The sequence below is a fragment of the Janthinobacterium sp. SUN033 genome, from assembly GCF_030397595.1.
GTDB classification, from domain to species: Bacteria; Pseudomonadota; Gammaproteobacteria; order Burkholderiales; family Burkholderiaceae_D; genus Janthinobacterium; species Janthinobacterium kumbetense.
In genome coordinates, this window is record NZ_JAPQNV010000003.1 from 277,254 (window position 1) to 300,561 (window position 23,308).

Annotated in this window: 19 protein-coding genes; 14 read left to right on the forward strand and 5 right to left on the reverse strand. The window is 59.0% G+C overall.

Translation table 11 applies throughout. The features are described 5' to 3' along the window. Positions 1 to 14 precede the first annotated feature (14 nt). The 11 genes from tssI to OX460_RS14385 all read left to right on the forward strand — a co-directional run bounded on the left by tssI (position 15) and on the right by OX460_RS14385 (position 13,512). Positions 15 to 3,179 (forward strand): type VI secretion system Vgr family protein, encoded by a 3,165-nt coding sequence (gene tssI / locus OX460_RS14335; protein WP_289899057.1) that lies wholly within the window; start codon positions 15 to 17, stop codon positions 3,177 to 3,179. Then, positions 3,176 to 4,936 carry a hypothetical protein gene (locus OX460_RS14340; RefSeq protein ID WP_289899058.1) on the forward strand — a complete coding sequence of 587 codons (1,761 nt, stop codon included), beginning with the start codon at positions 3,176 to 3,178 and terminating at the stop codon, positions 4,934 to 4,936. The genes tssI and OX460_RS14340 overlap by 4 nt, the downstream gene beginning before the upstream one ends. A 2-nt stretch (positions 4,937 to 4,938) precedes the next feature. Further along, positions 4,939 to 5,964 carry a PoNe immunity protein domain-containing protein gene (locus tag OX460_RS14345; RefSeq protein WP_099664642.1) on the forward strand — a complete coding sequence of 342 codons (1,026 nt, stop codon included), beginning with the start codon at positions 4,939 to 4,941 and terminating at the stop codon, positions 5,962 to 5,964. Between the two features lie 47 nt (positions 5,965 to 6,011). Continuing rightward, on the forward strand, positions 6,012 to 6,170 hold the full coding sequence (locus OX460_RS14350) for a hypothetical protein (RefSeq protein WP_180278582.1): 159 nt from the start codon (positions 6,012 to 6,014) through the stop codon (positions 6,168 to 6,170). 136 nt (positions 6,171 to 6,306) lie between these two features. Then, positions 6,307 to 7,332: a PoNe immunity protein domain-containing protein gene (locus tag OX460_RS14355; protein ID WP_289899059.1), complete on the forward strand. Its 1,026-nt coding sequence runs from the start codon at positions 6,307 to 6,309 to the stop codon at positions 7,330 to 7,332. Positions 7,333 to 7,359: 27 nt separating this feature from the next. Next, complete coding sequence (locus OX460_RS14360) at positions 7,360 to 8,466, forward strand: PoNe immunity protein domain-containing protein (RefSeq protein ID WP_289899060.1); 1,107 nt, start codon at positions 7,360 to 7,362, stop codon at positions 8,464 to 8,466. A 233-nt stretch (positions 8,467 to 8,699) separates the two neighbouring features. Beyond that, positions 8,700 to 9,776 carry a type VI immunity family protein gene (locus OX460_RS14365; RefSeq protein WP_289899061.1) on the forward strand — a complete coding sequence of 359 codons (1,077 nt, stop codon included), beginning with the start codon at positions 8,700 to 8,702 and terminating at the stop codon, positions 9,774 to 9,776. Further along, a complete protein-coding gene (locus tag OX460_RS14370; RefSeq protein WP_289899062.1) occupies positions 9,773 to 10,654 on the forward strand; it encodes a PoNe immunity protein domain-containing protein in 882 nt (293 codons plus the stop codon). The genes OX460_RS14365 and OX460_RS14370 overlap by 4 nt, the downstream gene beginning before the upstream one ends. Before the next feature lies 1 nt (position 10,655). Continuing rightward, a complete protein-coding gene (locus OX460_RS14375) occupies positions 10,656 to 11,573 on the forward strand; it encodes a PoNe immunity protein domain-containing protein (protein WP_289899063.1) in 918 nt (305 codons plus the stop codon). 2 nt (positions 11,574 to 11,575) lie between these two features. Continuing rightward, positions 11,576 to 12,412, forward strand: coding sequence for a PoNe immunity protein domain-containing protein (locus OX460_RS14380; protein WP_289899064.1), 837 nt, complete (start codon positions 11,576 to 11,578; stop codon positions 12,410 to 12,412). Further along, positions 12,409 to 13,512, forward strand: a complete 1,104-nt coding sequence (locus tag OX460_RS14385) for a hypothetical protein (protein ID WP_289899065.1) — start codon at positions 12,409 to 12,411, stop codon at positions 13,510 to 13,512. The genes OX460_RS14380 and OX460_RS14385 overlap by 4 nt, the downstream gene beginning before the upstream one ends. An 18-nt stretch (positions 13,513 to 13,530) precedes the next feature. Here OX460_RS14385 and OX460_RS14390 read toward each other — a convergent pair whose 3' ends face one another. Genes OX460_RS14390 through OX460_RS14410 form a run of 5 tightly spaced genes read right to left on the reverse strand, consistent with a single transcriptional unit; the run spans position 13,531 to position 20,444 of the window. Then, complete coding sequence (locus OX460_RS14390; RefSeq protein WP_289899066.1) at positions 13,531 to 15,174, reverse strand: DUF2235 domain-containing protein; 1,644 nt, start codon at positions 15,172 to 15,174, stop codon at positions 13,531 to 13,533. 3 nt (positions 15,175 to 15,177) lie between these two features. After that, the gene (locus OX460_RS14395; RefSeq protein WP_289899067.1) at positions 15,178 to 15,840 is read right to left on the reverse strand and encodes a hypothetical protein; all 663 of its coding nucleotides are present in this window, start codon (positions 15,838 to 15,840) and stop codon (positions 15,178 to 15,180) included. Positions 15,841 to 15,853: 13 nt separating this feature from the next. Beyond that, complete coding sequence (locus OX460_RS14400) at positions 15,854 to 16,774, reverse strand: DUF4123 domain-containing protein (RefSeq protein ID WP_289899068.1); 921 nt, start codon at positions 16,772 to 16,774, stop codon at positions 15,854 to 15,856. Positions 16,775 to 16,776: 2 nt separating this feature from the next. Continuing rightward, the gene (locus OX460_RS14405) at positions 16,777 to 19,644 is read right to left on the reverse strand and encodes a type VI secretion system Vgr family protein (RefSeq protein ID WP_289899069.1); all 2,868 of its coding nucleotides are present in this window, start codon (positions 19,642 to 19,644) and stop codon (positions 16,777 to 16,779) included. Beyond that, positions 19,641 to 20,444 carry a hypothetical protein gene (locus OX460_RS14410; RefSeq protein ID WP_289899070.1) on the reverse strand — a complete coding sequence of 268 codons (804 nt, stop codon included), beginning with the start codon at positions 20,442 to 20,444 and terminating at the stop codon, positions 19,641 to 19,643. The genes OX460_RS14405 and OX460_RS14410 overlap by 4 nt, the downstream gene beginning before the upstream one ends. 220 nt (positions 20,445 to 20,664) lie before the next feature. Between OX460_RS14410 and OX460_RS14415 the strand changes: the two genes are divergently transcribed. The 3 genes from OX460_RS14415 to OX460_RS14425 are packed head-to-tail and all read left to right on the forward strand — an operon-like array spanning position 20,665 to position 23,255. Beyond that, on the forward strand, positions 20,665 to 21,507 hold the full coding sequence (locus OX460_RS14415) for a M15 family metallopeptidase (protein WP_289899071.1): 843 nt from the start codon (positions 20,665 to 20,667) through the stop codon (positions 21,505 to 21,507). Between the two features lie 10 nt (positions 21,508 to 21,517). Further along, on the forward strand, positions 21,518 to 21,787 hold the full coding sequence (locus OX460_RS14420; protein WP_077402302.1) for a PAAR domain-containing protein: 270 nt from the start codon (positions 21,518 to 21,520) through the stop codon (positions 21,785 to 21,787). A 31-nt stretch (positions 21,788 to 21,818) separates the two neighbouring features. Further along, complete coding sequence (locus OX460_RS14425; protein ID WP_289899072.1) at positions 21,819 to 23,255, forward strand: hypothetical protein; 1,437 nt, start codon at positions 21,819 to 21,821, stop codon at positions 23,253 to 23,255. Positions 23,256 to 23,308 lie beyond the last annotated feature (53 nt).

Below are 23,308 nucleotides of genomic sequence, written 5' to 3' on the forward strand. Positions count from 1 at the left end.
CGGAGTTCCAATCAATGTCCGAACCGGTCCAAGCAAGCGCGTCGCCGTCACCTGCTACGTCACCCGTCGCCAACGGCTTCAGCCAGGCCACGCGCCTGCTGAAGCTGAACACACCCCTGGGCCCGGACAAGCTGCTGGCCGAATGCGTGCGCGGCGAGGAAGGCCTGGGACTGGGCTATGTCTTCAATATCGCCGCCCTGTCGCTCGACGCAGCCATTCCCCTCAAGTCGCTGATCGGCCAGCCCATCCTGCTGGAATTGCGCACGGCCGCCGGCACCGAGGACTGGCGCCCGTTCCACGGCCACATCACCGCCGTCGAACTGGCGGGCGCGAATGGCGGCTTTGCCCGCTACAACCTGACCATGCAGCCGTGGACGGCCTTCCTGGCGCACGGCCGCGACAGCCGCGTCTTCCAGGACCTGGCGGTACCGGACATCCTCGAAGTCGTCTTCGCCCGCTACCAGGGCCAGGGCATGCTGGCGCCCGCCTGGCGCTTCGACCTGCTCGACCGCGCGGCCTATCCGAAACGCAGCATCTGCAGCCAGTATCAGGAAAGCGACTGGGCCTTTGCGGAACGGCTGATGAGCGAGGAAGGGCTGTTTTATTATGCGGAACACACGGGCGATGCGGGCAGCGCCAGCCTGGGCAGCCATACCCTCGTCATCGCCGACCACAACGGCAGCTTCAAGCCCAACGCCCAGGCCAGCATCGCCTACAGCCAGCCAGGCGCCGTCATGCCGCAAGACACGATGGACCGCTGGCGCATGCAGCTGCGCCAGCAAACCAACGGCATCGAACTGTCGAGCTGGGATTACCGCGCGCTGGGCCAGCGCCCCATCAGCGCCGCTGGCGCCAGGGACGGGACGATGGCGCTGGTCAGCCACGACGCTCCCGGCGCCTATGCCTACCCGTCGCGCGAGCACGGACAACGGCTTGCCGAGCGCCAGTTGCAGGCGCTGACGGCGGCCAGGGAAGTGTTTACCGGCGCCGGCACCGTGCGCACCCTGGCGCCCGGCACCACGTTCACCCTGAGCGGCCAGGCGCAAACGGACGCGGCGGGCGATGGCGACGCGGCGACCTTCCTCGTCACCCGCACGGTGCACTTGATGCATAACAACCTCGATGCGGAGCTGGGCGGCGGACTGCTGCAGCGCTTCGGCAAGGGCTTGCTCGACGCGCTGATCGGCGACGAAGCGGCCGGCAGCCTGCATGCCGTCGGCGACACCATCGGCGAACGCCCGCCCTACCGCAACCGCATCGACGCCATCCGCAGCAAGATCCCCTACCGCAGCAGCTATGCCGACCAGCATGGGCAACTGCTGCATCCGCGCCCCAGCATCATGGGCCAGCAGACCGCCATCGTCGTCGGCCCTGCCGGCGTCCAGCTGCATACGGACCGTGACCACCGCATCAAGGTGCAATTCCACTGGCAGCGGGGAGCGCAAAGCCATAGCCGCCTGGCGCATCCGGCCGCCGACGGCCACACGGGCGCCCCCGGCGACGATAGCGCCGGCACCTGGGTCAGGGTCGCCACGCCGCTGGCCCCCGTCGCCGGCGCCAACTGGGGCAGCAACGCCCTGCCCCGCGTGGGCCAGGAAGTGCTCGTCGATTTCCTGGAAGGCAATATCGACCGCCCCGTCGTCATCGGCACGCTGTACAACGGCCGCGGCCAGGCCGACGCGCAAAACAACCAGGTCAGCCAGGGCACGGGCGCGGCGACGGGCAACGCGCCGGCCTGGTTTCCCGGCCAGGCCGGCGCCCATGCCCACCCGGCGGCCTTGTCCGGCATCAAGACGCAAGCCATGCAGGCAAGCCAGGGCGGCGGCGGCGCCTACAGCCAGCTGGTGTTCGACGACAGCCCGGGCCAGGGCCGCGTCGCCTTGCAGCGCCACGCCGGCCCTCACCAGGGAACGGCCGAACTGAACCTGGGCCATTTGCGCCACCAGAGCGACAACCAGCGGCTGGCGCCGTCCGGCTTTGGCGCCGAGCTGAAAACAGAACACAGCGCCGCCCTGCGCGCGGGAGCGGGCATGCTGCTGTCGGCGCATGGCCGCGATGCCGGCGGCAGCCAGATGGATGCGCAGGAAGCGCTGGAACAGCTCAGGCAAAGCTTGCAACTGCAGACCTCGCTGGCCGAGCAGGCGCAAAAACATTTCGCGCTCGAAATGCCCAGCCCGGCCACAGCCGGTGCGGCCGCGCCAGCTTCCGCTGCCACGCAGGACCAGGCGGAGACGCCTGCGCCAGCCGCCCAGCTCCCCGCCCTCGCCCAGATGCAGCACAGCATCGATGTCCTGGGCGCGACGGCCGAGGGCGCCGCCGCTGCGGGCCAGGGCCAGCAGGCGGCGGGCGGCGAAGGCCAGGCCAGTGCGTATGGCGACCCGCAGCTGCAATTATCCAGTCCGTCCGGCATCGCCGCCACCACGCCGGCCAACGCCGTGCTGGTCGCCGGCGGCAATGGCAGTCTGGCGGCGGGCGCGGATCTCAACTTTGCCGCGCAGGGCAACAGCCTGTACGCGCTGGGCAAAGGCATCAGCCTGTTCACCTATGGCAAGACCAGCAGCAAGGATAAGCCCAACCAGGAAACCGGCATCCGCCTGCATGCGGCCAGCGGCAAGGTCAGCAGTCAAAGCCAGTCCGATGCGACACGGCTGACGGCCGACAAGGCCATCACCGTCAGCAGCACCGCCAAGAGCGTCACGGCGGCGGCCAAGCAGCACATCCTGATGACGGCCCAGGGCGCGTACATCCGCCTCGAAGGTGGCAACATCATGCTGCATGGCCCGGGCAAGATCGATTTCAACGCCAGCATGAAGGAATTGACGGGGGCGGCGAGCAGCCAGCCCACCTTGCCGGCGATGCCGAATGCGGCCGACCTGGGCCGGACAGTCGAACTGAACCTGCATTATGGCGATCTCGAACCTGTCATTAACTCCCCCTACAAAATCACGTTCGCCAATGGTACTTCACTCAGTGGATTGCTCAACGACAAGGGCCATGCCCGCCTCGAAAACATTCCTCCCGGCGCATATCACATTGAATATGGCGAGGACCAGCGCGACTGGGTAGCGCCGCCATTGGTAGCGGAACCCCGTCTGCAGCAAGCGAGGCAGCAGCTGAAACAGGCTTCCGCATTGCTGGAAGCGGCCAGGAAAAGCAGTAAACCGGATCCCCAACCATGAGCCAGAACTTTGTCGATGAGATTGTAGAGTTTTTCAAGGACCTGATCCTGGGCGACTTCGAGGATGACCAGGGCAAGGCCGCCATGATCGTCGGCGGCGCCATTTCCCTGATCCCCGTGGTTGACCAAGTGATGGATGTGCGCGATGTCTCGGGCATGATCTACCGGGTCGGCAGGAAAGGCGTGTCGCGCGCGACCCGCGATGACTGGGTCGACATGGCGCTGGCGGCGTTCGGCTGCATTCCGGAAGTCGGCAGCCTGTTCAAGACCATCATCAAGCCTTTGCGCAAGTACCGCAAGGAGGTTGGCGCGGCGGCCGCTGGCGGCAATGTCATGATCGAAGCCATGCTGGGCAAGAGCAAGGGCGCCGCGATCAAATTCCTGAAAACCTTCCAGTGGGCGCAAAACACCCAGCTGGCAATCAGCACGGCCATGAGCGCGCTGGACAACTGCGTGCAATTGCTCGGCTACCTGTCGACCAGCCATTGGTGGCTGCCGTCGGACTTGCAGCATTTGGCACGCGACATGAAGCCGCAAGTCGAAGCGGTGCGCGGCCCTCTCAAGGCCGGCATTGCGCAAGGCGCCAAGGCGTTGCAGGACTTGATCGAGGACATGCTGGGCGAAGACGCGTTATGGGCGGCAAAAAAAATCGCCGTCGCCGCCGGCACCGGCGCCAATACGGCAGCCAGGCACAATCACAAGCCCGGCAACACACATCCGCACAGCGCCCACGCCCAGTTCAAGTCGCCCACAATCAGCACCGATAAAAAAACCAAGGGCGTGGATACCAAAGCAAAAACCAAAGAACGGGACTCGCCGGGCAAGGGCAAGGAACACAAACCCGTGGACGACTCGCACCGCCAGAGCAGCGACGGCGGCACTGCACCGGTGAAGAATACGTCGCGGCCGATTCGCGAATTGCTGTCCAAAGTGCCATTCGGGCCAAAGGGACTCATCGGCGAGCATATGGCAGATTATTATCATATGGAACACGTGCTTAAAAAAGCCACCGCCTGGCCGCACGGTAACGTCAATGGAAAATGGCGCTTTGACTACCCGCGCGTTGTCGGTCCCGATAACGCACACAAACGCCCGACAGAGCTTGTACCCGAAGACTTAAAAAAAATGCTACAAAATGGTGTGGATACCATCTGGCAGACAAATAGCGACACTTTCCATTTCATCGAAGCAAAATTCAGTAGCAGTGCCTACACACTGTTCCAGCGGCTGCAAAAGGAAGTGGAACGTGGCAATATCCCACACCCCCCGGCATCCCTCAACGACAGAGAGCTGATGTTATGGACTTTGCTCGGTGAACGTATAAAGGGCACGCAGATGGGGAAAAAATGGCTTACCAACAGCACCAAAAACGGTGCCATGCAATCCGTTGAAAATTTAAAAAATCGCTGGACATATCTAATACTGGGAAGCACCGCACTCTCTAATCCGTTCGTGACGGCGGCACACCCGCATGGCAAGCTCAAGTTAGCAGCAGCACCTGGAGTTGTCGACCATCTTGCAGCGACATTGGAATTACTCGCGTCAGGTGATCATTACAATATAAAAATACATGACAAACACAAAGAAACTCATGGAATAAGCGACACATTCAACTATATAGAAATTGATCGCATAGACAAAGGACGTAGAAGCCTCGAAAAAGCAACGTCTAAAAAACCAGTCGATCAACAAGAACAGCAAGAGAACAAGAATAAATCAAGCAAAGCAGTTTCAGGAAAGAGAAAGCGGAGAAAATAACAATGAAGAACCCAGAATTCCATGAACGCCGTCGCCAACAATTCCTTTATGAGGAGCTTTACACTAAAACTCGAGAAAATCAACTTTCACTAATTAAAGGTCAACTTGCCAACAAAAAAGTGGCCGAATCAACACAAAGTCAAACTGTCATTTACCAGTTTTTGTATTTGGAAGCGCTATGGATCTGGATACTCGACTATACGGCAGGTGAGCCGATCGATGCACTGGCGCCGCGCATTGCAGGCATCGTGGATAAATTTGAAGAATGGAATGAAGTCGATCAACTTTATCAACAGGAAGCGGCGCTTGACTTTCCAGAATACGGGCCATACGAATACGAGGGAGCGCCACAATTTTCCATCCTTTCCGATTATGAAGACACGCTTCAACTACTCAGCATCGCCATCCTGCTACGCGATCAGCGTTCGGTGCGACGCATCATCCACGTACTGCGCAGCCACCGTGGCCACGATGGGCTGTTCGAGCAATTAATTGGCGCATATGTCGAGGACAGTCAAGACCTCGATACCTGCATTATCAGCAAACCCTACGACACCCTGTTGCAAGTATTCTATGAGGAAGATGAGAAAGCTAGCTTAGTCCTGCTGCAAAAATACCTGAAACAGTGGTACCCAGCTATGAGAAATCATCCGCGCTGGTACGATGAGCATCTCAACATCAACGAGGAAGGCTATGCCGCCTATTACGGCTACTGGGCATTCGAAGCAGGGGCGACCGTCTTTATACTCGACCTGGACGACAGCCAGATCGACCATCTGGTCTACCCCAAAGACCTGGTCGATTATGCACGACAGTTATGGGAAGTAGGCCGCTTTACCAGTCAGGAAACAGAACCACTGATGCGCAAGGGACGCGTCGAGGGCGGCCAGCCCTGCCCTCAAACTGGCTTCTGGGAAACCCCAGCAAAATTACACAGCCGCAGCCACTTCGCGCAAGGCCAAATAATGCCTGTTTTTGACGATGCGGCATACGGTGAAACCATCTGGTATTGGAGTGAAGAACAATAGCCAAATTCCATCTCGCACAGCCAGCGACTGGCCCAGCGCAGGAGGCTTTGGAATTGCACGCCTACGCCGCCGAGGCCTGCCCGCAGACCGGACAGTGGCAAGCGCTGGACATTCCGCCGCAAACCCGGCGATTTGAACAAGGCGAGATCATGCGCAATCTGGATTGCGCCTATGGCTTGACGGTGTGGCGCTTCCTGAACGCATAAAAAACAGCGACGGTACTGATGTTCGAAACCATCGAGCTGATGCTCGACTGAAAAAGGCAATCATGCATTGCGGTTTCAGCATGCGCGTACCTTCTTTGACACGAATACAATTTACCCAAGAAAAAAGCAAGTAGCCATGGAAGATTTACCCTTTCATCACCGACGCAGACAGCAATTTCTCCATGAAGAACTTTACAATAGAACACGGGAAAATCAACTTCTTCTCATTGAAGTAGGACATGATAATGAAAATGTAGCCAGTACAACGCAAAGTGAAAATTCGATTTATCAGTTCTTGCATCTTGAACTATTTTGGCTCTGGATGTTGGACTACACCGCAGGCGTCCCCATCCATGAACTTGCCTCGCGCCTTGCCGTTATTATCGACGCATTTGAAAAATGGAATGATGTATATCAATCGTTTCAACAGGATGCTGCACTTGAATTTCCAGAATTTGGACCTTACGAATATGTCGGCGCCCCGCAATTTTCCAATCTTTTTGAATACGAAAATACCCTTCAACTAATTAGCATTGCCATTTTACTGCGCGACCAGAAATCGATCATGCGCATCATTAATGTGCTACGCAGTCACCGAGGTCAAGATGGCTTATTCGAACAATTAATTGGCGGATATGTCGAAGAAGAAATAAATATAGACAGTTGCTTTCTTGGAAAACCCTATGACACGCTGCTGCAGGTATTTTATGAAGAAGAGGAAAGTGCGACGCTCAATCTTGTGAAAAAGTATTTGAAATTATGGTACCCAGCCATGAACGATCATCCACGCTGGTATGACGAACACTTGCATATCAACGAGGAAGGTTATTCCGGTTATTATGGTTACTGGGCATTCGAAGCAGGCGCAACAGTCTATCTACTCGATCTCGATGACAGCGGTATCAATCACTTGGTCTATCCAAAAGACCTTGTGGACTACGGGCGAAAATTACGCGAAGAAAACCGTTACACCAGCTTGTATACGAAACAGCAGCACAATGTCCGCCGTGTTGAAGGGGGAAATCCGTGTCCCCAAAGTGGTTTCTGGGAAACCTCAGCAAGGTTACACAGCCGCAGCCACTTCGCGCAAGGCCAGGTGATGCCTGTTTTTGACGATGCGGCATACGGCGAAACAATCTGGCATTGGAGTGAAGGACAATAGTCAATATTTCATCTCACACAGCCAAGTATGTTAGGCATTTACGTTGAAAGTAATGTCCGACAACATCTTGAAGAAATCTGCACCAAACAAGAAAAATGGTACTTCACCATGAAAAATAACGTCTTTCACGAACGGCGTCGGCAACAATTTCTTTATGAAGAACTTTATAAAAAAACACGGATAAATCAACTTTCCTTGATCCGCGGAGGAGAAGAAAACAAAAAGGATGCATATTCGATAGGCGAAAGCTCCTCCGTTCATCATTTCCTGTATCTGGAATTACTCTGGATATGGATGCTTGACTACACGGCTGGCATAGCCCTCGATCAACTGGCGCCTCGAATCGCCGATATCGTGGACAAATTTGAAGAGTGGAACGAAGTGGATCAAAAGTATCAACAGGAGTGTGCACTGAAGCTGCCTGAATATGGTCCATATAAATATTCGGGGGCGCCCGATTTCTCGACACTTTCCGACTATGAAGACACACTGCAACTGCTGAGCATTGCCATCTTGCTACGCGATCAGCGTTCGGTCCAACGCATCATCCACGTACTACGTAGCCATCGCGGTCAAGATGGCCTGTTCGAGCAATTGATCAGTGCTTATGTCGACAACGTCGTCGAGCGCGATACCTGCGTGCTTGGCGCTCCTTATGACACCTTGCTAGGTGTCTTTTATGAAGAAGGTGAGACTGCCACACTCAGCTTGCTCAAGCAATATTTACAACAGTGGTATCCGGCAATGAAGGATCATCCACGCTGGCACGACGAGCACCTTAGAATCAGCGAAGAGGGCTATGCCGGCTATTATGGCTATTGGGCATTTGAAGCCGGAGCTGCAGTCTTTATTCTCGATCTGGACGACAGCGCTATCGATCATCTGGTCTACCCTAAAGACTTGGTCAATTATGGCCGCAAGTTACGCGCGGAACACCGTTACACAAGCATGGATACTGACTTAATAAATAAGGCCGGTCGTGTTAAGGGTGGTCACCCCTGCCCCCAAACTGGCTTCTGGGAAGCCCCAACAAGGTTACACAGCCGTAGCCACTTCGCGCAAGGCCAAGTGATGCCTGTTTTTGACGATGCGGCATACGGTGAAACCATCTGGCATTGGAGTGAAGAACAATAGCCAAATTCCATCTCGCACAGTCAGCGGCTGGTCCAGTGCAGGGGCCTTTGGAATTGCGCGCTGAAGCCGGCTAGGTCTGCCCGCAGGCCGGCCAGTGGCAAGCGCTGGACGTTCCTCCGTCAACCCGGCGATTTGAACAGGGCGAGATCATGAGCAATCTGGATTCTGCCTATGGCTTGACGGTGTGGCGTTTTATGAAGGCGTAAAGAAACAATGCAGTGAGAGGAGAAAAGATGAGCACAACGGAACGTTTTTTTACTGCCGAAGATGTAGAGGGAATGGTTGCTGACCTCAAAGAATGGCCAAACATGTCCTGTGACGATGGTAATCAAGATCTGGGGGTGTCTCCTTTCATAACATTTTACTTCTTGTATGATACTAAACGCCATCTTGACATATCCAATCTCATGATTGATATCCATGAAGAATTTTATAAAATCACAGGAAATCCATATATTATCGCAACGCATCCGAGTTCTGAGAGACCGCACCCTTACGGATCGAAACGTTTACCTGACCTGCGTGAGTTTGCAAGAAAAACAAAAAAAGAAGACTATTTCATTTTCAATTTTACCGATCAGAAAAAACATAACTCGTCGCCTTCCACTGCTGGATATTTCTGGAAAATGCGGGATCATATGAACGATAATTCAGAACCGTCAAACAGGGATTACTCATTCATTCAATTCTACTATCGCTGGTCATGGTGGAAGGATAACAAGAATGCATGGCGGCGGTTTGTTCTGGAAACCATGGAAAAACTGAAACCTGATCAGGTTTATAGCGGCTTTTCGATGGCCAATCCGATTGCTTTCGGCACCCGCTCGGCAGTGACCGTGTGGGAACGCTCTCTGGCACCTCGATTTTTTGGTTTGGACATTGATTATCCTTTTTCCATGAGCGGCTCGCTGGCAGACGGCATTCGCCCGCCAACCTGGGGCTTCCTGCTGTCGGATATGTGGCGCGAAAAATTGGATCTCAGCCGCGACCAGATAAAACTCAGCCTGCAACATCCGCACATCCGGATCGACGAGCTCGGCGCAGGCCTATGGATCGAACTGGGCGAGGAACCGGCCCTCTACCCGGTGGAGGACGGCGTGCCGGAATTGCCGGCGCTGCTCAACAAACTGCTCAAGCCGATCCGCAACGACCACATGGCGCTGCTGGGCTTTGGCCAATGGGACGGCGACCCTAACGAACGCTTCAATGACGCCGACTCGCTACGCTGGATGCGGCGCTTCGACGCCGACAGCGACTGGCCCAGCGCCGAGTTGCGCCAGCGAGAAGCAAAAACGACGGACAAACAATGATGGCCGCCCCGTTCGATATGCGGCGCCGGCAGAAATTTCTCTACGAAGATCTTTATCATAAAACGCGGGAAAATCTGCTCGCATTAATTGAAGTCCGACTTGCAAATAAAAAAATAGTGGAATCAACGCTGGAAAACTCTGTGGTACATCAGTTTCTGTATTTGGAAGCGTTCTGGATCTGGATGCTGGATTACACAGCGGGTGAACCGATCGATGCACTGGCGCCGCGTATCGCCGGCATCGTGGATAAGTTTGAAGAGTGGAATGAGGTCGATCAATTCCGTCAACAGGAAACGGCGCTTGAGTTTCCGGATTATGGGCCGTACGAATACAAGGGAGCACCAGACTTTTCCACGCTTGCAAATTATGAGAACACGCTACAACTACTCAGTATTGCACTATTACTGCGCGATCAACATTCGGCCTTGCGCATCATCCACGTGCTACGCAGCCACCGTGGCCAGGATGGATTATTTGAGCAATTGATTGGCGCATATGTCGAGGATAAGCAAGATCTTGATTCGTGTATTCTCGAAAAGCCCTATGGTACTTTGCTTCAGGTTTTCTATGAAAATAAGGAGAGAGAGACACTCAAACTGGTCCAGAAATACCTGAAACAGTGGTATCCAGCCATGAAAGATCATCCCCGCTGGTACGACGGGCATCTGAGAATCAGGGACGAAGGATACGCTCCCTATTACGGTTACTGGGCCTTTGAAGCCGGAGCGACCGTCTTTATGCTCGACCTGGACGACAGCCAGATCGACCATCTCGTCTACCCCAAGGACCTGGTCGATTATGCGCGCCAGCTGCGGAAAGAAGGCCGCCACAGCAGCGTGGAGATGAAACCATCGGCCGAACGAGAAGGCGGCGAATAAAATGAAAAATCCACCATTCGATGATCGCCGCCGCCAGCAATTCATTTACCAGGAACTGTATGAAAAAACCCTGGAAAATTCGCTTGCCCTGATACAAGTCCAACAAAAAAATAAGGAATCGGCTGAATCCGCGGCAGATCTCAGTCTGGCTTACAATTTTCTGTATCTTGAAAATTTCTGGATTTGGCTACTCGATTACACTGCGGGCATGCCCATAGAGGACCTCGCACCACGCCTGTCTGGCATCGTGGACAAGTTTGCGGAGTGGAATGAAGTCGATCAAGTACATCAGAAAGAAATATTATCGAAACATCCTGAATATGGCCTATATAGATATCGGGCAGCACCAAATTTTGGCGACCTTGCCGATTATGAAGATACGCTGCAATTACTGAGTATCGCCATATTATTGCGTGACCAGCGTTCGGTCAGTCGCATCATACGCATACTTAGCAGCCACCGTGGACAGGATGGCTTGTTCGAGGAACTGATTAGCGCCTATGTGGAGGATGCGATCATGATCGACACTTGCGTACTGGGCAAACCGTACGATGTCTTGCTGCAGACAGTGTATGAAGATGATGAAAATTCGGCACGAAATTTACTCAAGAAGTATTTAAAACAATGGTACCCGGCGATGAAGGACCATCCTCGCTGGTACAACGGCCATCTCAGAATCAGCGATGAAGGCTACGCTCCATATTATGGTTATTGGGCATTTGAAGCAGCTGCAATGGTTTTTGTTTTTGACCTCGATGACAGCGGTATCGATCATTTCGCCTATCCGACAGATCTCGTTGCGTATGGACGCACACTACGCGAGGAAAACCGTTATACCAGCATAGATATGAGTGCGGCGGGCGATGTCGGGCATGTCGAAGGCAAACAGCCCTGCCGTGACACGGACTTTCGGGAGTAAGAATGCAGACTCTGGACGAACACATTTTTTTGGCCAGGCGCAGGGAACCGCTGCTGTCCTACGCGATTTACCTTGAAAGCAAAGACAGCCACGACGAGTGCTTCGATATGGTGGAGGCAGGCTTGCAACAGCCTGCCGAAGTACTGCAAAATATCCCGCCAGAAAATTTCATGACGGCCACGCGCCAGCGGGCCTGGGATGGCATAGACCTGCTCAGCCTGGCCTACAGCGCCGGCCATACGATAGCCGATCTGCGCGCGCTGTATCCCACGATACTCAAATACTGGGAAGAGTTTGCCAACTATGACAGGGCTTTTGACGTGCAGGCCTGCGCTGCGGAACAGGGATTTCCCCACTTCGCCCTGCCCGGTGATGGCTACGAGCAGGTCAACCGCATGATCTGCCTTGGCATTCTCCTGGGTTGGGGCAATTTGCTGCCCCGCCTGGCGCCAGTCATCGATTTCAACAACCACGAAAAAGATGGGCTGGTCGAACGCCTGCTGGCATTTTCCATCGATAACAGGGATACCGCCTGGCCGGAATGTACCCGCCACTTGCCCTACGTCAAGACGCTCAAGATATTCGCGGCAGCAAAAAACCAGCGCCCGGCGCTGATGAAGGATTACCTGAGGCAATGGTATGACGCCAGCCGCCGCGAACCCTACTATGACAGCCACGCGCGCGACACCTCCTTTTCAGGCTACTGGTCATGGGAAGCGGCGGCCATCACTTGCCTGCTCGATATCGACGACAGCAGCTACCGCGATGCCAAATTCTATCCCGCCGACCTGGTGGCATTCCACCGTCAGCCAGCCTGTATGCGATCGGAGCCGGCATGAGCCACAAACCGGCCGTGATCGCAGCCTGCCTCCTCTGCGCCATGCCCGCGCAGTCGCACGCCACCGACGCCCCCTTCCCTGGGATTTATTCCGTCATCGATCCCGTCACGGGCATGACGCAGGATGTGCTGAAAATCGAACCGTTCATCAACGGCGAATTCAACGTCTTTCCCCGCTTCGCAGGGGAACGGGCGTGGGCTGGCGTGCTCTCTGGAAAGGTGATGGGCGCCAGGGACCGCTATCTGGAGGAAGCACTATTTCCGCAGGACAGCAAGGTACGCACCCTGGCCATCGCAGACATCGGCTACCTCTACCGCACGCCCGGCGACAGCTATTCGCGCGACGGCCGTTCGGATACCGGCTACCTGAGTCATATCTTTGACATCGGCATCAAGTCCATGCAGCGCCGGCCGCTGCTGGCAGGCCATGCCGAACGCGGCGAGCGCGGCCAGCACGATTACCGGCCCGGGGCCGATGAAACGAAGATAGCGGTCAGCACCCTGAACTACAGCGCCCGTCCCATCCAGGTCGGCGTCAGCGATGCCGGCAATCCCGCCAATGCCGTCGATACCGATCCCCTGAACCCTTACATGAGCAGCGCCGCCCATTGCTGTTTCTACCTGCCGGCCACGCCGCACAAGCCGGTACAGCTGACCATCGAGTACCGCTGGTTGCCTGACGGCAAGCCGGAAACGCGCACGCTGCCGTTGCCTGCCGGCAATGCCACCGAGGAGCTGCTGGTCGTCGTGCAAGCCGATGGCAAGCTGGCGCTGGAATTTCGCGCCCCGCACGAATCGCAGTCGATGACGGCGGATGGCAGCGTCAAGGCCGGCAACGGCAGGCTGTATCCTGCCCTGCCCGCTGCCGAGCGCAAGGCCGTGCTGGCCGCGGAACTGGCGCGTCAGCAACGTTCTCTCAAAGATATCAGCAAGAAACTGAAAAACCTGCCCCCGACGACACCGTTGCAGCTCACGCAGCGGGTGGCGGAACTGGTCGAAGAGCGGCAGGCCGCCGTGACGTATCTGGAAGCGTTTTCCGCATGCAAAGCGGCCGTGCGCGAGTGCGACAAGCAAGCCAGGGCGGCGGCCCGCACCAGATAGCGGTTAGGCCCGTTTCTGCTAGGCTATCGCCGTGTCGCCACCTGTCGACGCTTCTTTCGGCACCAGCATCGCCTCTTTTACGCCGCCCGAGGCCGGTTTTGACCCCTCATATCGCCAATACAGATATTTCTTACCTCGTTTTCCCATGAAATACTGCCGGTTTCGGGACCAGCGACTGGCTTCAACAAAGCCGATACTGGCGTCACTCATCTGATTCTTGAATCCCGCAACAGAATCATGCACATAGCGATCGAAGAATTTGTCAAATAAAGTCCGCTCGGCCACCGACAGCGACTTTCGGAGCTTGCCTTTCCAGGCATCGTAGATCGCGTCCTCCAGCGGTTCCGTGGAACTGCGAAAAAATCCTGTTTTCTTTTCTGCAATATTCTGAACGTCGCGTTCCCATTCGCTGTCCGTCGTGGTCATGTACTTGTCAGGAGTGGCATACATGACGGACTGCCCCTTTGCGATGATGGCTTCGCGTTCTTTGCGCGCCGCGCGCTGGCGTTCCGTGCGTCCCCAGCGCCAATGATAGTAATTGTTCATGTGGCTGATGACTTGCGTCTCGAGCCGCTTGTCCGCGCTGACGTGCTTCATGTAAGCGTCGAAGCATGCCTCCAATTCGCTGCTGATGTTAAACAGCGAGCCATAATCCTGTAGAACCTCTTCGGGTGACTTGAACGGCACCCCGGCGGCATATGCCGACAGATACATATTGCACAGCGGAATGCGCGCCAGTTCGTTTGACCGTCCCTCCTGATTCATGTCGTCATAACCGCCGCCCACGTCGGAGTGTGCCCCGGGATAAAGGGTTTCCCGACAGTTCGAGTCAGTGGCCTGGTCGATTCGGATAGAGTCTGATGGAAATTTCTCGCGCACTTCATGCGCTGCAACATAATGCTCGCAAAAGCGCACATACGGTGGAATACGCAGATCGGAGGCCCATTCCGCATGGCCGCCCTCGTCTGCCAGATACATCACGCCGCCCCAGACAGGTCCCAGGTGATATTTGAGATTCGACTCAAGGCGGCTACCGCCAAACCCCACCGAGGCCACGGTATCAAAAATACCGAGGAAGTAAATCACCAGACGCGGCTGAATAAATCCGCCACTTTTGATCCAAATCAATCCATCTCCCTGCTGATAACACTGTCCAGCCAACTGACGCACAAAGGCCCGCGCCTGGGCCGCCCCCCGACTGAAACCAAACACGGCAACATTGATTTGATTTACATGCGGCATGTGCTTGTCCACCCGCACCTTCAACTCCTTCAGCATCCAGCTGATCCGGGCCTGCCCTTTTGCAGCCGATGCCATGCCGAGTGCCCCATCGATTCCATCACCGCTGTCTTGAATCTCCGGAAACGGCGTGCCGACTCCTGGCGTATATATCGCGTAAGTCTTGTTTTTTTCGTCTTCGGCCGTATGCGCAAACTTTCCCAGTTTCGCAATATTGCTGTACTTTACATTCGACGAAGCCAGCGAACCATTTCCATCTTTTTTGAAATTATTTCCAGTTCCATCAAAAAAACAACTGATCCAGACGGGCTTTCGGCAATCTGACTCCTTCGCACATTTTTCCAATTCCTTGCGATAAATTCCTCGGGCAAGTCTTTCACTCTTCGTGACGTCGCTAAGCCGGCGTATCGTTGGTTTACTCATGGTCTATTCCCTATGCGGTGTGCGAGGTATGCCATAAAAAGGATTCTCGATTTCCTGCTTGCAGAACTGGCCTTGGGGAAGGCGCGTGGCATGCAGTTTCACTTGCTCGGCAGCAAGTGGCGCCTGCGTCTTGAAGGTTCCCAGATGTGCCTGGACTGTTCCATCGGCAAGAAAGTGCAAGAGCACGGTGGTTGGGCGATCTGGCCCTTTGGCGGGCAGAATGTCCACAGTGGCCTGACACCAGCGGCTTCCGGGAGAACTCTGCCTGGAAGTGCGTTCGTCATAGTCAACACTCGATTTTCCATTGTGATAGGCAGTATCGAACACCACGCTCCAGACCACCCGCACTCTCAGCGGTTTATCCACGGGAGTGTCCCAGATAAAACAGCAATTTCCGCTACTGAAACGGACTTTTTCACCATTGTCCATTTCCGCCTCGCTGGCATCGCGAAAAAAAATGGAACCGCCGCTGGGAGCTTCATCGATCTTGAATGGCATTGAAATACCCTTGAAGGTGATGGAGTAAATATCGTACGGCGTGTAGTTATATGAGGTGGTAGTGAAGGTTTTCTCGCTTAATTCCTGTTGCAAGCGATTTTCCTTTTCCTTGGAATTGCAAGCGGCCAAAAAAACCAGGCACAATACGATAGAGGTCAGTTTTTTCATGTCGGGATCGCATTCATATGCTGGAAGCGGAAATTTCTTCGAGTGCAGCCCATTGCTGGGGAGTCCAGGCCAATATCCGGTCGCTGAATGACTGCGCCGTTCCCGTGGCCTGCAAAGCGATGGCGGCGAGCGAGGACAGATGAAAATCGGCGCCCAGCATGAGCGACAACATGCAGTAGCTTTTCAAGTCTGTGGCCGAACTGAGTCCATATGCCTGCGCCCTGCCCAGCTGTTGAAAGAAAAAGTCATAGCGCTGATCCGGAGGTAAACCATCTAACGCCTGCGGATCATCGCTCTCCATTTGCTTCATCAGCATGTACGGCGCTGCTCTATTCATCAGCTCGACATATTGATGTTGTGTCAAAAGCATTCGTTCGCTTCCAAGGGACGCAGACTCCTCATCCTTCTCGCCAGGTACAATTTGTGGCTTCCCACGCACGTCCATGTACAACCAGCCCGTGATTTCTGCGAGTGCAGCCTTGCGCTGCGCCGTTTCCAGCACGTCCAGCCAGTGCGGCAGGATAAGCGGATCGTAGTAGCGCATGATCCACTCCGTACCGTCATCGTGCTCCACCTCGGTCAGCCACGTCAGCCGTTCCAGCAATTGGGGCTGGGGCCGGTCAGAAACAATCAGCGACATGAAATGGGCGCTGCCGGCAGTGCAAAGCAATTGGGCGAGCAAGGGACATTGCTCCCGCTTAATATGCCGCAACAATATCGGGCCGGCGTACAGGGCGTCTGGCTCGGCCAATTCACCTAACAAGGAATACAACTCGACGCTGTGATCGCTTGGCAAGCGGATACGGGCCAAACCATCAAACTTGGCGCCATCAATCAAGCTGTACAGGGTCACGCCCTGGTCGGCAGGATGGCTATCGAGCAGCGCAAGCAGCTGCAAGCCGCAGGCGGGGGCCCCGCCATCGTCGTCGCGCATGCTTACTCCCCCTTCGCGGCAAAGGGCGAGCCGCTCCTGGCCGCATTTAACAGACATTCCTTGCAAATACTGCGAGGCATGACCGGCAGCGGGTAGCTTGCACGGGATGGCCCCGTAAAACTCTTCTTGCCGGCATGCACCGTGATCTTGCCGGGACACTGCACGGTGATGTTGCCGCCCTCGATCGTGATGTTCGCCCCGCCCGCCGTCGACAGGCGGATGCTTTTCGCCGCCGCCCAGTCGATGTGCGCGGCGGCGCTGACGATGTTGACTTCCTCGCGCGCCTGCACGTTGAGCACGTCGGCCTGCGCCTGCAGGTCGATGGCTTGCTTGGCGGCAATCAATTGCAGGCCCATATTGTTCTCGCCCGCCTTGACCACGCCGGCCAGGGCGCCGATGGCCTGGCCGCTGTGCACGCGCAACTGGCCGCCGCCGACGAACTGGGTGTCCAGGCCGCTCATCAAGGAGGTGGTTTCGCCGTTCGCCAGCTGGATATCCTGGCCCGCCAGCACGCCCAGGCCGGCGCGGGCGGCGATGGCGATGATGGCGTCGCTGCTGTGCGGCAACTTGTCATCGCCGGGGCTGGTCGGCTTGCCCGCCGCGTCGCGCCTGGCGGCGGCCTTATCGTCCTGGCTCAGCATGCCGGAGACGCTGGTCAAAAACGCCGGCAGGGGCGACGCCTTTTCGTCGAGCACGCTGGCATTCGCCTTGGCCGGCCCCAGGTGGCTGGCATACGCGACCGTCTTGTGCGTGACGGCGGCGGCGCTGAAGGTTGCACCCAGCTTGGCCGCCTGCTTGAGCAAGACCATGCCCGGCGCATTGTCGCCGGCCGGATCGCGCGCCTGCGCGTCGTGATTGACGAGGTAGCTGGAAATCAGGAGCCCGGCGCCGGCCCGCACGGCGCCGTAAGCGTCGGTGCGCAGCTCGGCGCCCGTGCCGCGCAGGCTGCCCCGGTAATTGTCGGCCGCATGGATCAGGTGACCAAGATTGAGTTCGCTTGCCGCATGGCTGCTCTTGAGCTGGATGCGCCCCTGCTGGTCGGTATCGTCGAACAGCAACTGGTTGTAGCCGGCGGCGCCGAATTCCTTGCTGCGGATACCCCATTGCGCCGCGCCGTTGCGGTGGCCGGCGCTGCCGCCGGCCGCGCCATGCCAGACCGGGCTGTTGCCGCCGGCCACGTTGCCCTGCGCCGACGGCGCATGGTCGCGCGCCGGCTCGAATACGCTGGCATCGGACGGTTGCTCTGCCAGCCCGCCCGGCGAGGGCGCGACGCCGCCCTCGCCCTGCCCGTTGTACAGGGCGCCGACGATGATGGGGCGGTCGATATCGTTTTCCAGGAATTGCACCAGCACTTCCTGGCCGATGCGCGGCAGGAACTGGCTACCCATGCCGCCGCCGGCCGAGCGCTGCGCCACGCGTACCCAGCAGGTGGCGCCGCCCTCCTGCTGCCAGTGGAAACGGATGCGCACCCGGCCCAGCTTGTCGCAATGGATCTCGCTGGCGCCGCCGTCGGCACCAACCACGATGGCGCTCTGGCTGCCGCGGGCCGTCGGTGCCGGATGGTGGCGCGCGTCGCCGCCCTCTGGTGCCGGGCGCCATGGCGTATCGGCCGCGATCGCCTCAATATGGTTGGCATAGCCACTCTCGACCGCCTGAGCGATCACTTGCTGGACATGCGCGATATCGCGCGGCGCCAGCGCCTGGCCAGCCAGGCCTTCCTGCAGCAATTCGGGTATGGGGCCGAACAGTTCAGCCAGGCCCTGCCTGGCGGGCGCCGGCAAATTATTCACGCCCACGCTGTACACGCGCAACACGACCAGCACCGGCGCGTCGGCGCCGTCCTGCTGCAACGGTCCCTGCGTCAGGGTAAAGCGCGTACCGGCACGCAAGGTGCGCACGGTCGAACGCGCCTGCCAGCGTTCGCCACGCGCTTCGAGCGCCTGCATCCGCAGCAAGGCATAGCGTTCGGCCTGGGCCGCATTGGCATAGAAATACTGGCCTGGCGTGTCATAGCTTTCCAGCACGGGCGCGTTTTTCCCGCCCGGCGCCAAGCGCGTCGGCACGCTGGCGCTGACGGCTTTCTTGGCCTTGTAATCATAGCTGAGCACGGTCGCCACCGCCGTGCGCAAGGCGCGTGCCCGACTGAGCGCCTGGATGGCGTCGGCCTGCTCCATGGCCCGCGCGCCATGAAAACGGATGCCGCCTTGCGCGCTGCTGGCGTCTTCCGGCACCGCGCTCAAGGCGCTGCTGTCGGCGAACAGTACCAGGCAATGGCCGCCCTCGTGTTCTTCGAAACGCCAGGCCAGGCCTTCTTCGCCCAGCAGGCGCGTGACGAAGGCCAGGTCCGACTCGCGGTACTGGCAGCAATAGCTGCGCGGCGGCACCTCGGCCATGAACGGCCCCGTGTCGCCGCTCCAGCGCCAGTCGGCTTGCGGCGCGTAAGCCTGAAACACGCTGTCGACGATTTCGATGACGCTCTTGTCTTGCCAGACGCGGCTGTTGCGTACCTGGCTCAACATCCATAGCCACGGCGTCAGGCGCAGCCGGAAACGGGCCAGTCCGCCATCGCTGCCCAGCATCGCCGCTTCGCTGACATAGCCGCTGAAGACGGCGCGGCTGCCGTCGGCCAGGCTGACGTGCAGCGCGGCCCGCTTGCCCAGCAGGGGCGCCAGCGCCACATTCGCCTGCGTGGACAGCACGATGACGTCGCGCACGCCCACGGCCTGCAACTGCTCGTCGGCGACAAACGCTTCCACCAGCCACTGCGCCGTCCCGCCGTCGCCGCCGTCCAGCGACAGCTCATACAATCGCGTCACGCTGCTGAAACCCGCGAGGGAAGCGTTGACCTGAGCGGCGCTGGCGGCGCTCATTTCTCTCCTTTTGCGGCAGCTTGCCCGGCCTTGCATTGCGCATTCTCGGCATGGCCCTGGCAGGCGCGCGCGCGGCAAGCCACAGCGGCGTCGCGCTTGAGCGCCGCGCATTGCTGCAACTGGGTCCGCAGATTGGGAACGGTTTTCTTCGGCGCCGGCGCGGCCTGCGCGTGGGCCAGCAGGGCCGACAGCAGCGCGATATCGCTGTCTTCCGCGCGACGGGCGGGCGTGGCAGCAGGCCCTTTCGCCGGCGGTTTTTTGGCTGCCGGACGGGGCGCCTTGGCCACCTGTTTCGTGACGGGTTTCGAGGCGGCGGCTGGGGGCGACGGCGTTTCCAGCGCCTTGCTCAGGACATCGCCGGGGTGCGCAGCACTCGCGTTCCGGGCAGCGGCAGTGGCGGCTGTGGCGGCAGCGCCGGCATCGAGCATCTCGCTCAGGCTCTGCTGCGGTGCGGCGGCGCCGGGCGGCGCCTCGTCACGGATGCTGGCGACGACCGGAGGCGCTTCCACGGCGGCGGGCGCGGCGGTGGCGACGGGCGGGGAAACCGGCGCCGCCGGCGCATCGTCGTCGCCAACCCGTTCGCCGCGCTGCCCCAGCCAGACGCCCGCTGCCAATAACAGCAGCAGCGCGCCCACGCCTCCGCGCAGGGCCAGGGTGCCGCGCCTGACCTTCGCGGACGCGCCGGCGTCGCCACCCTCGAGCGTGCTCAGGATGCGGTTACGGTCGGCCTCCGCCTGCTGCGCCTGCGTCAACAGGCTGGGCCGGGCCGGGAGCCGGGGGCTATCGTCATGAGTTCGCAAAATGTGCGCTCCTGTAATATTTGCAAGACTTTACGCTATTCAACAAAATCATGACGCGTGCCATAAAATCAACAGTGCGCACCCTCCGCACAATTGAAAAAAGCCGCCCTTAATTATCAGTTTTGTAAGATATACTTCCAGGCAATATCCATCGCAGCCCTGTTTTTCCCGATGGACAGCACCGTTCCCCGCAGCCAAACATTTCTTGATTGAGGTTAGCGTGTTCCTACTCGCGGTAGCGCTGTATTTCATCCTGGCATGCCTGATCAGCTGGCTGATCCTGTTCCCGGCCGGGCGCGATTTCGTGCTGCACGCCGTCGATGGCGCGGAGCAGCGCCTCGCCGCCTGCCTGCAGCGCGTGGCCAGGCGCCGGCAGATGGGCATGGCCAGCCTGGGACAGCGCAGCAGCGCGCTGTGGACCCGCACTGCCGACTTGCTGCGCCGTCATTACCTGCTGTGTCTCGCGGGCGTGGCCGCGCTCAGCCTGCCGACCCTGCTGGCCCTGATGGCCGACAGCAAATCCATGCTGGGCGCCTACGATGTATCGACGCGGGAAATGAATATGCAGGTCGCCAGCCTGCTGCAGGGCGAGCAGCTGGTGCCGCCCGTCGACCTGCCGCCGCTCGTGTTTGCCACGGAAGAAGTGCGCCAGGAACGCCCGCTGCTGGTATCGGCCAGCCGCAACTGGACCTTGCTGAATGTGGAATACGCCCAGCGCTTGCTGCTGGTCTTCAAGATCATGAAGGAAAAACATGGCTACGAGATGGCGCTGCTGGAAGGCTACCGCAGTCCCGAGCGGCAAGACATGTTGGCGGGCATGGGTCCCAACGTCAGCAACGCGGCCGCCTTTCAAAGCTGGCACCAGTACGGCCTGGCGGCCGACTGCGCCTTCCTGCGCAATGGCAAGCTGGTCATTTCCGAGAAGGACCCGTGGGCCATGCGCGGCTACCAGCTGTATGGCGAAGTGGCCGAATCGGTCGGCATGACCTGGGGCGGACGCTGGAAAATGATGGATTTCGGGCATACCGAACTGCGCCTGCCCGGCGTAATGAAAAAACATTGAGGGAGCGCGTATGGCGGGTCCGGTAATCAGATTGGGCGACAAGACATCGCATGGCGGCACCGTGCTGGAAGCATCGGCGGTGAGCGACAGCGGCGGCATCGGCATGGCGCGGGTCGGCGACAAGGTCGCCTGTCCCCTGCCCGGCCATGGCGTCTGCCCCATCGTCAGCGGCGACTCCAGCTTCATCGTCGATGGCAAGCCCGTGGCGCGCCACGGCGACAAGACCAGCTGCGGGGCGCTGCTGATCGCCAGCCAGCAAGCCACCATCGACCAGGCATGACGGCCCTGCCCATACGCGGAGGAGCCCGCTGATGCGCCCCTGGTTGCGACGCGGCCTGCTGACCGTGTCCGTCTTTGCGCTGAGCTGGACGGGCGCCATCGCCTATTGGCGCGACAGCACGCGCATGCCGACGCCGGGCGAACTGGCCGGCGCCATGCTGGCGCTACCGCTGGCCCTGCTATTGATGCTTTGGCTGGGTAAAAAACTGCTGGCCAGGCTGCTGGCCGGGCCAGCCCTGACGGCGCCGGGTCTGGCCGCGCCACTCGAGGCCGAGGCGGCGACACCTCCCGCGGCACCGCTGCCGCTGCATATCGTGGCGGCCACCCTGCGCATGCCGGGCGGCGCCACGCCGTCAGAATTGCTGGCCGCCATGCGCTCCCGCCAGGCGCGCCCTGCACTCGATGGCCAGCTGCTCGATGAAGACGGCTATCCCCTGCTGTGCGGCAGGGTGGACGGCATCGACGAAGAAGAGCAGCAGCAAGTGCTGGCCGCCTGGCTGCGCGAGCATCCGCAGGCCGGCCTCGCCAGCGAACCGTTTCCCTTCAATCCGGAAGACGTGCGCGCGCTGGCCCTGGGCGCCGAAGTGCTGGCCGAACTGGTGGACGAAGCCCTGCAGCATGCGCTGTCCGCAGGCGCACAGGCCTCGCCAGCCAGCGCGCCGCCCGTGCTGCGGCTGCACCTGCTGATGCCGGCCTCGTGGAGCGCCGCCCAGCGCCAGGCCGGCAACGCCTGGCTGCGCCACCTGGCGCGCGAGCAGGGCTGGCCAGCGCAGACATTGCCGCCGCCAACCGAAGCCGCCAACCGGCCACCCGCGCCGTTTGCCCTGTTGAACCAGCTTGCCGGGCACGCCGCGCCACCGCAGCCGCCCGGCCTGTCCATCGTGCTGGCCTGCGATTCGCACCTGGGCGAGCTGCGCGTGCATGTCCTGGCGAGCCAGGGCCAGCTGTTCAGCGCCAGCCAGGCGAACGGACAGATTCCCGGCGAAGGCGCGGCCGGCCTGCTGCTGGCCATTCCTGGCGCGACGGCGTCACCGGACGAGCCCGCACCTGTCCTGCTGCACCGCGCCGCCACGGGCGAACTGCCGCAAAGCGCCAGCCAGCGCGGCCCGGCCGACAAGAGCATGCTGGCGGAACTGAGCCGGCAGGCGCTGGCGGCAGCCGGCGACGATGCGGCGGCCGGCATCGCGCTAGTCAGCGCCGATACCGACCAGCGCGCCAACCGCATGCTCGAACTGATGCAGTGCGCCGGCGCCATCTTGCCCCAGCTGGACCTGGGCGAGCAGGTGCTGGGCGTCGGCACCGCATGCGGCCAGTGCGGCGCCGTCACGACGCTGGCCGCACTGGCCATGGCGCGGCAGGCGGCGGCCGACGACGGCGCACACGTTTTATGTCTCAGCAACCTCGATCCACTGCAGCGCGGCGCCCTCGTCATTGGTCCGCGCGCGAACAACAGTCACGGCACCACCTGATACAGCGACGTCCCATTCACACACCTTAACGGTTTGCACACTATAAAACTATG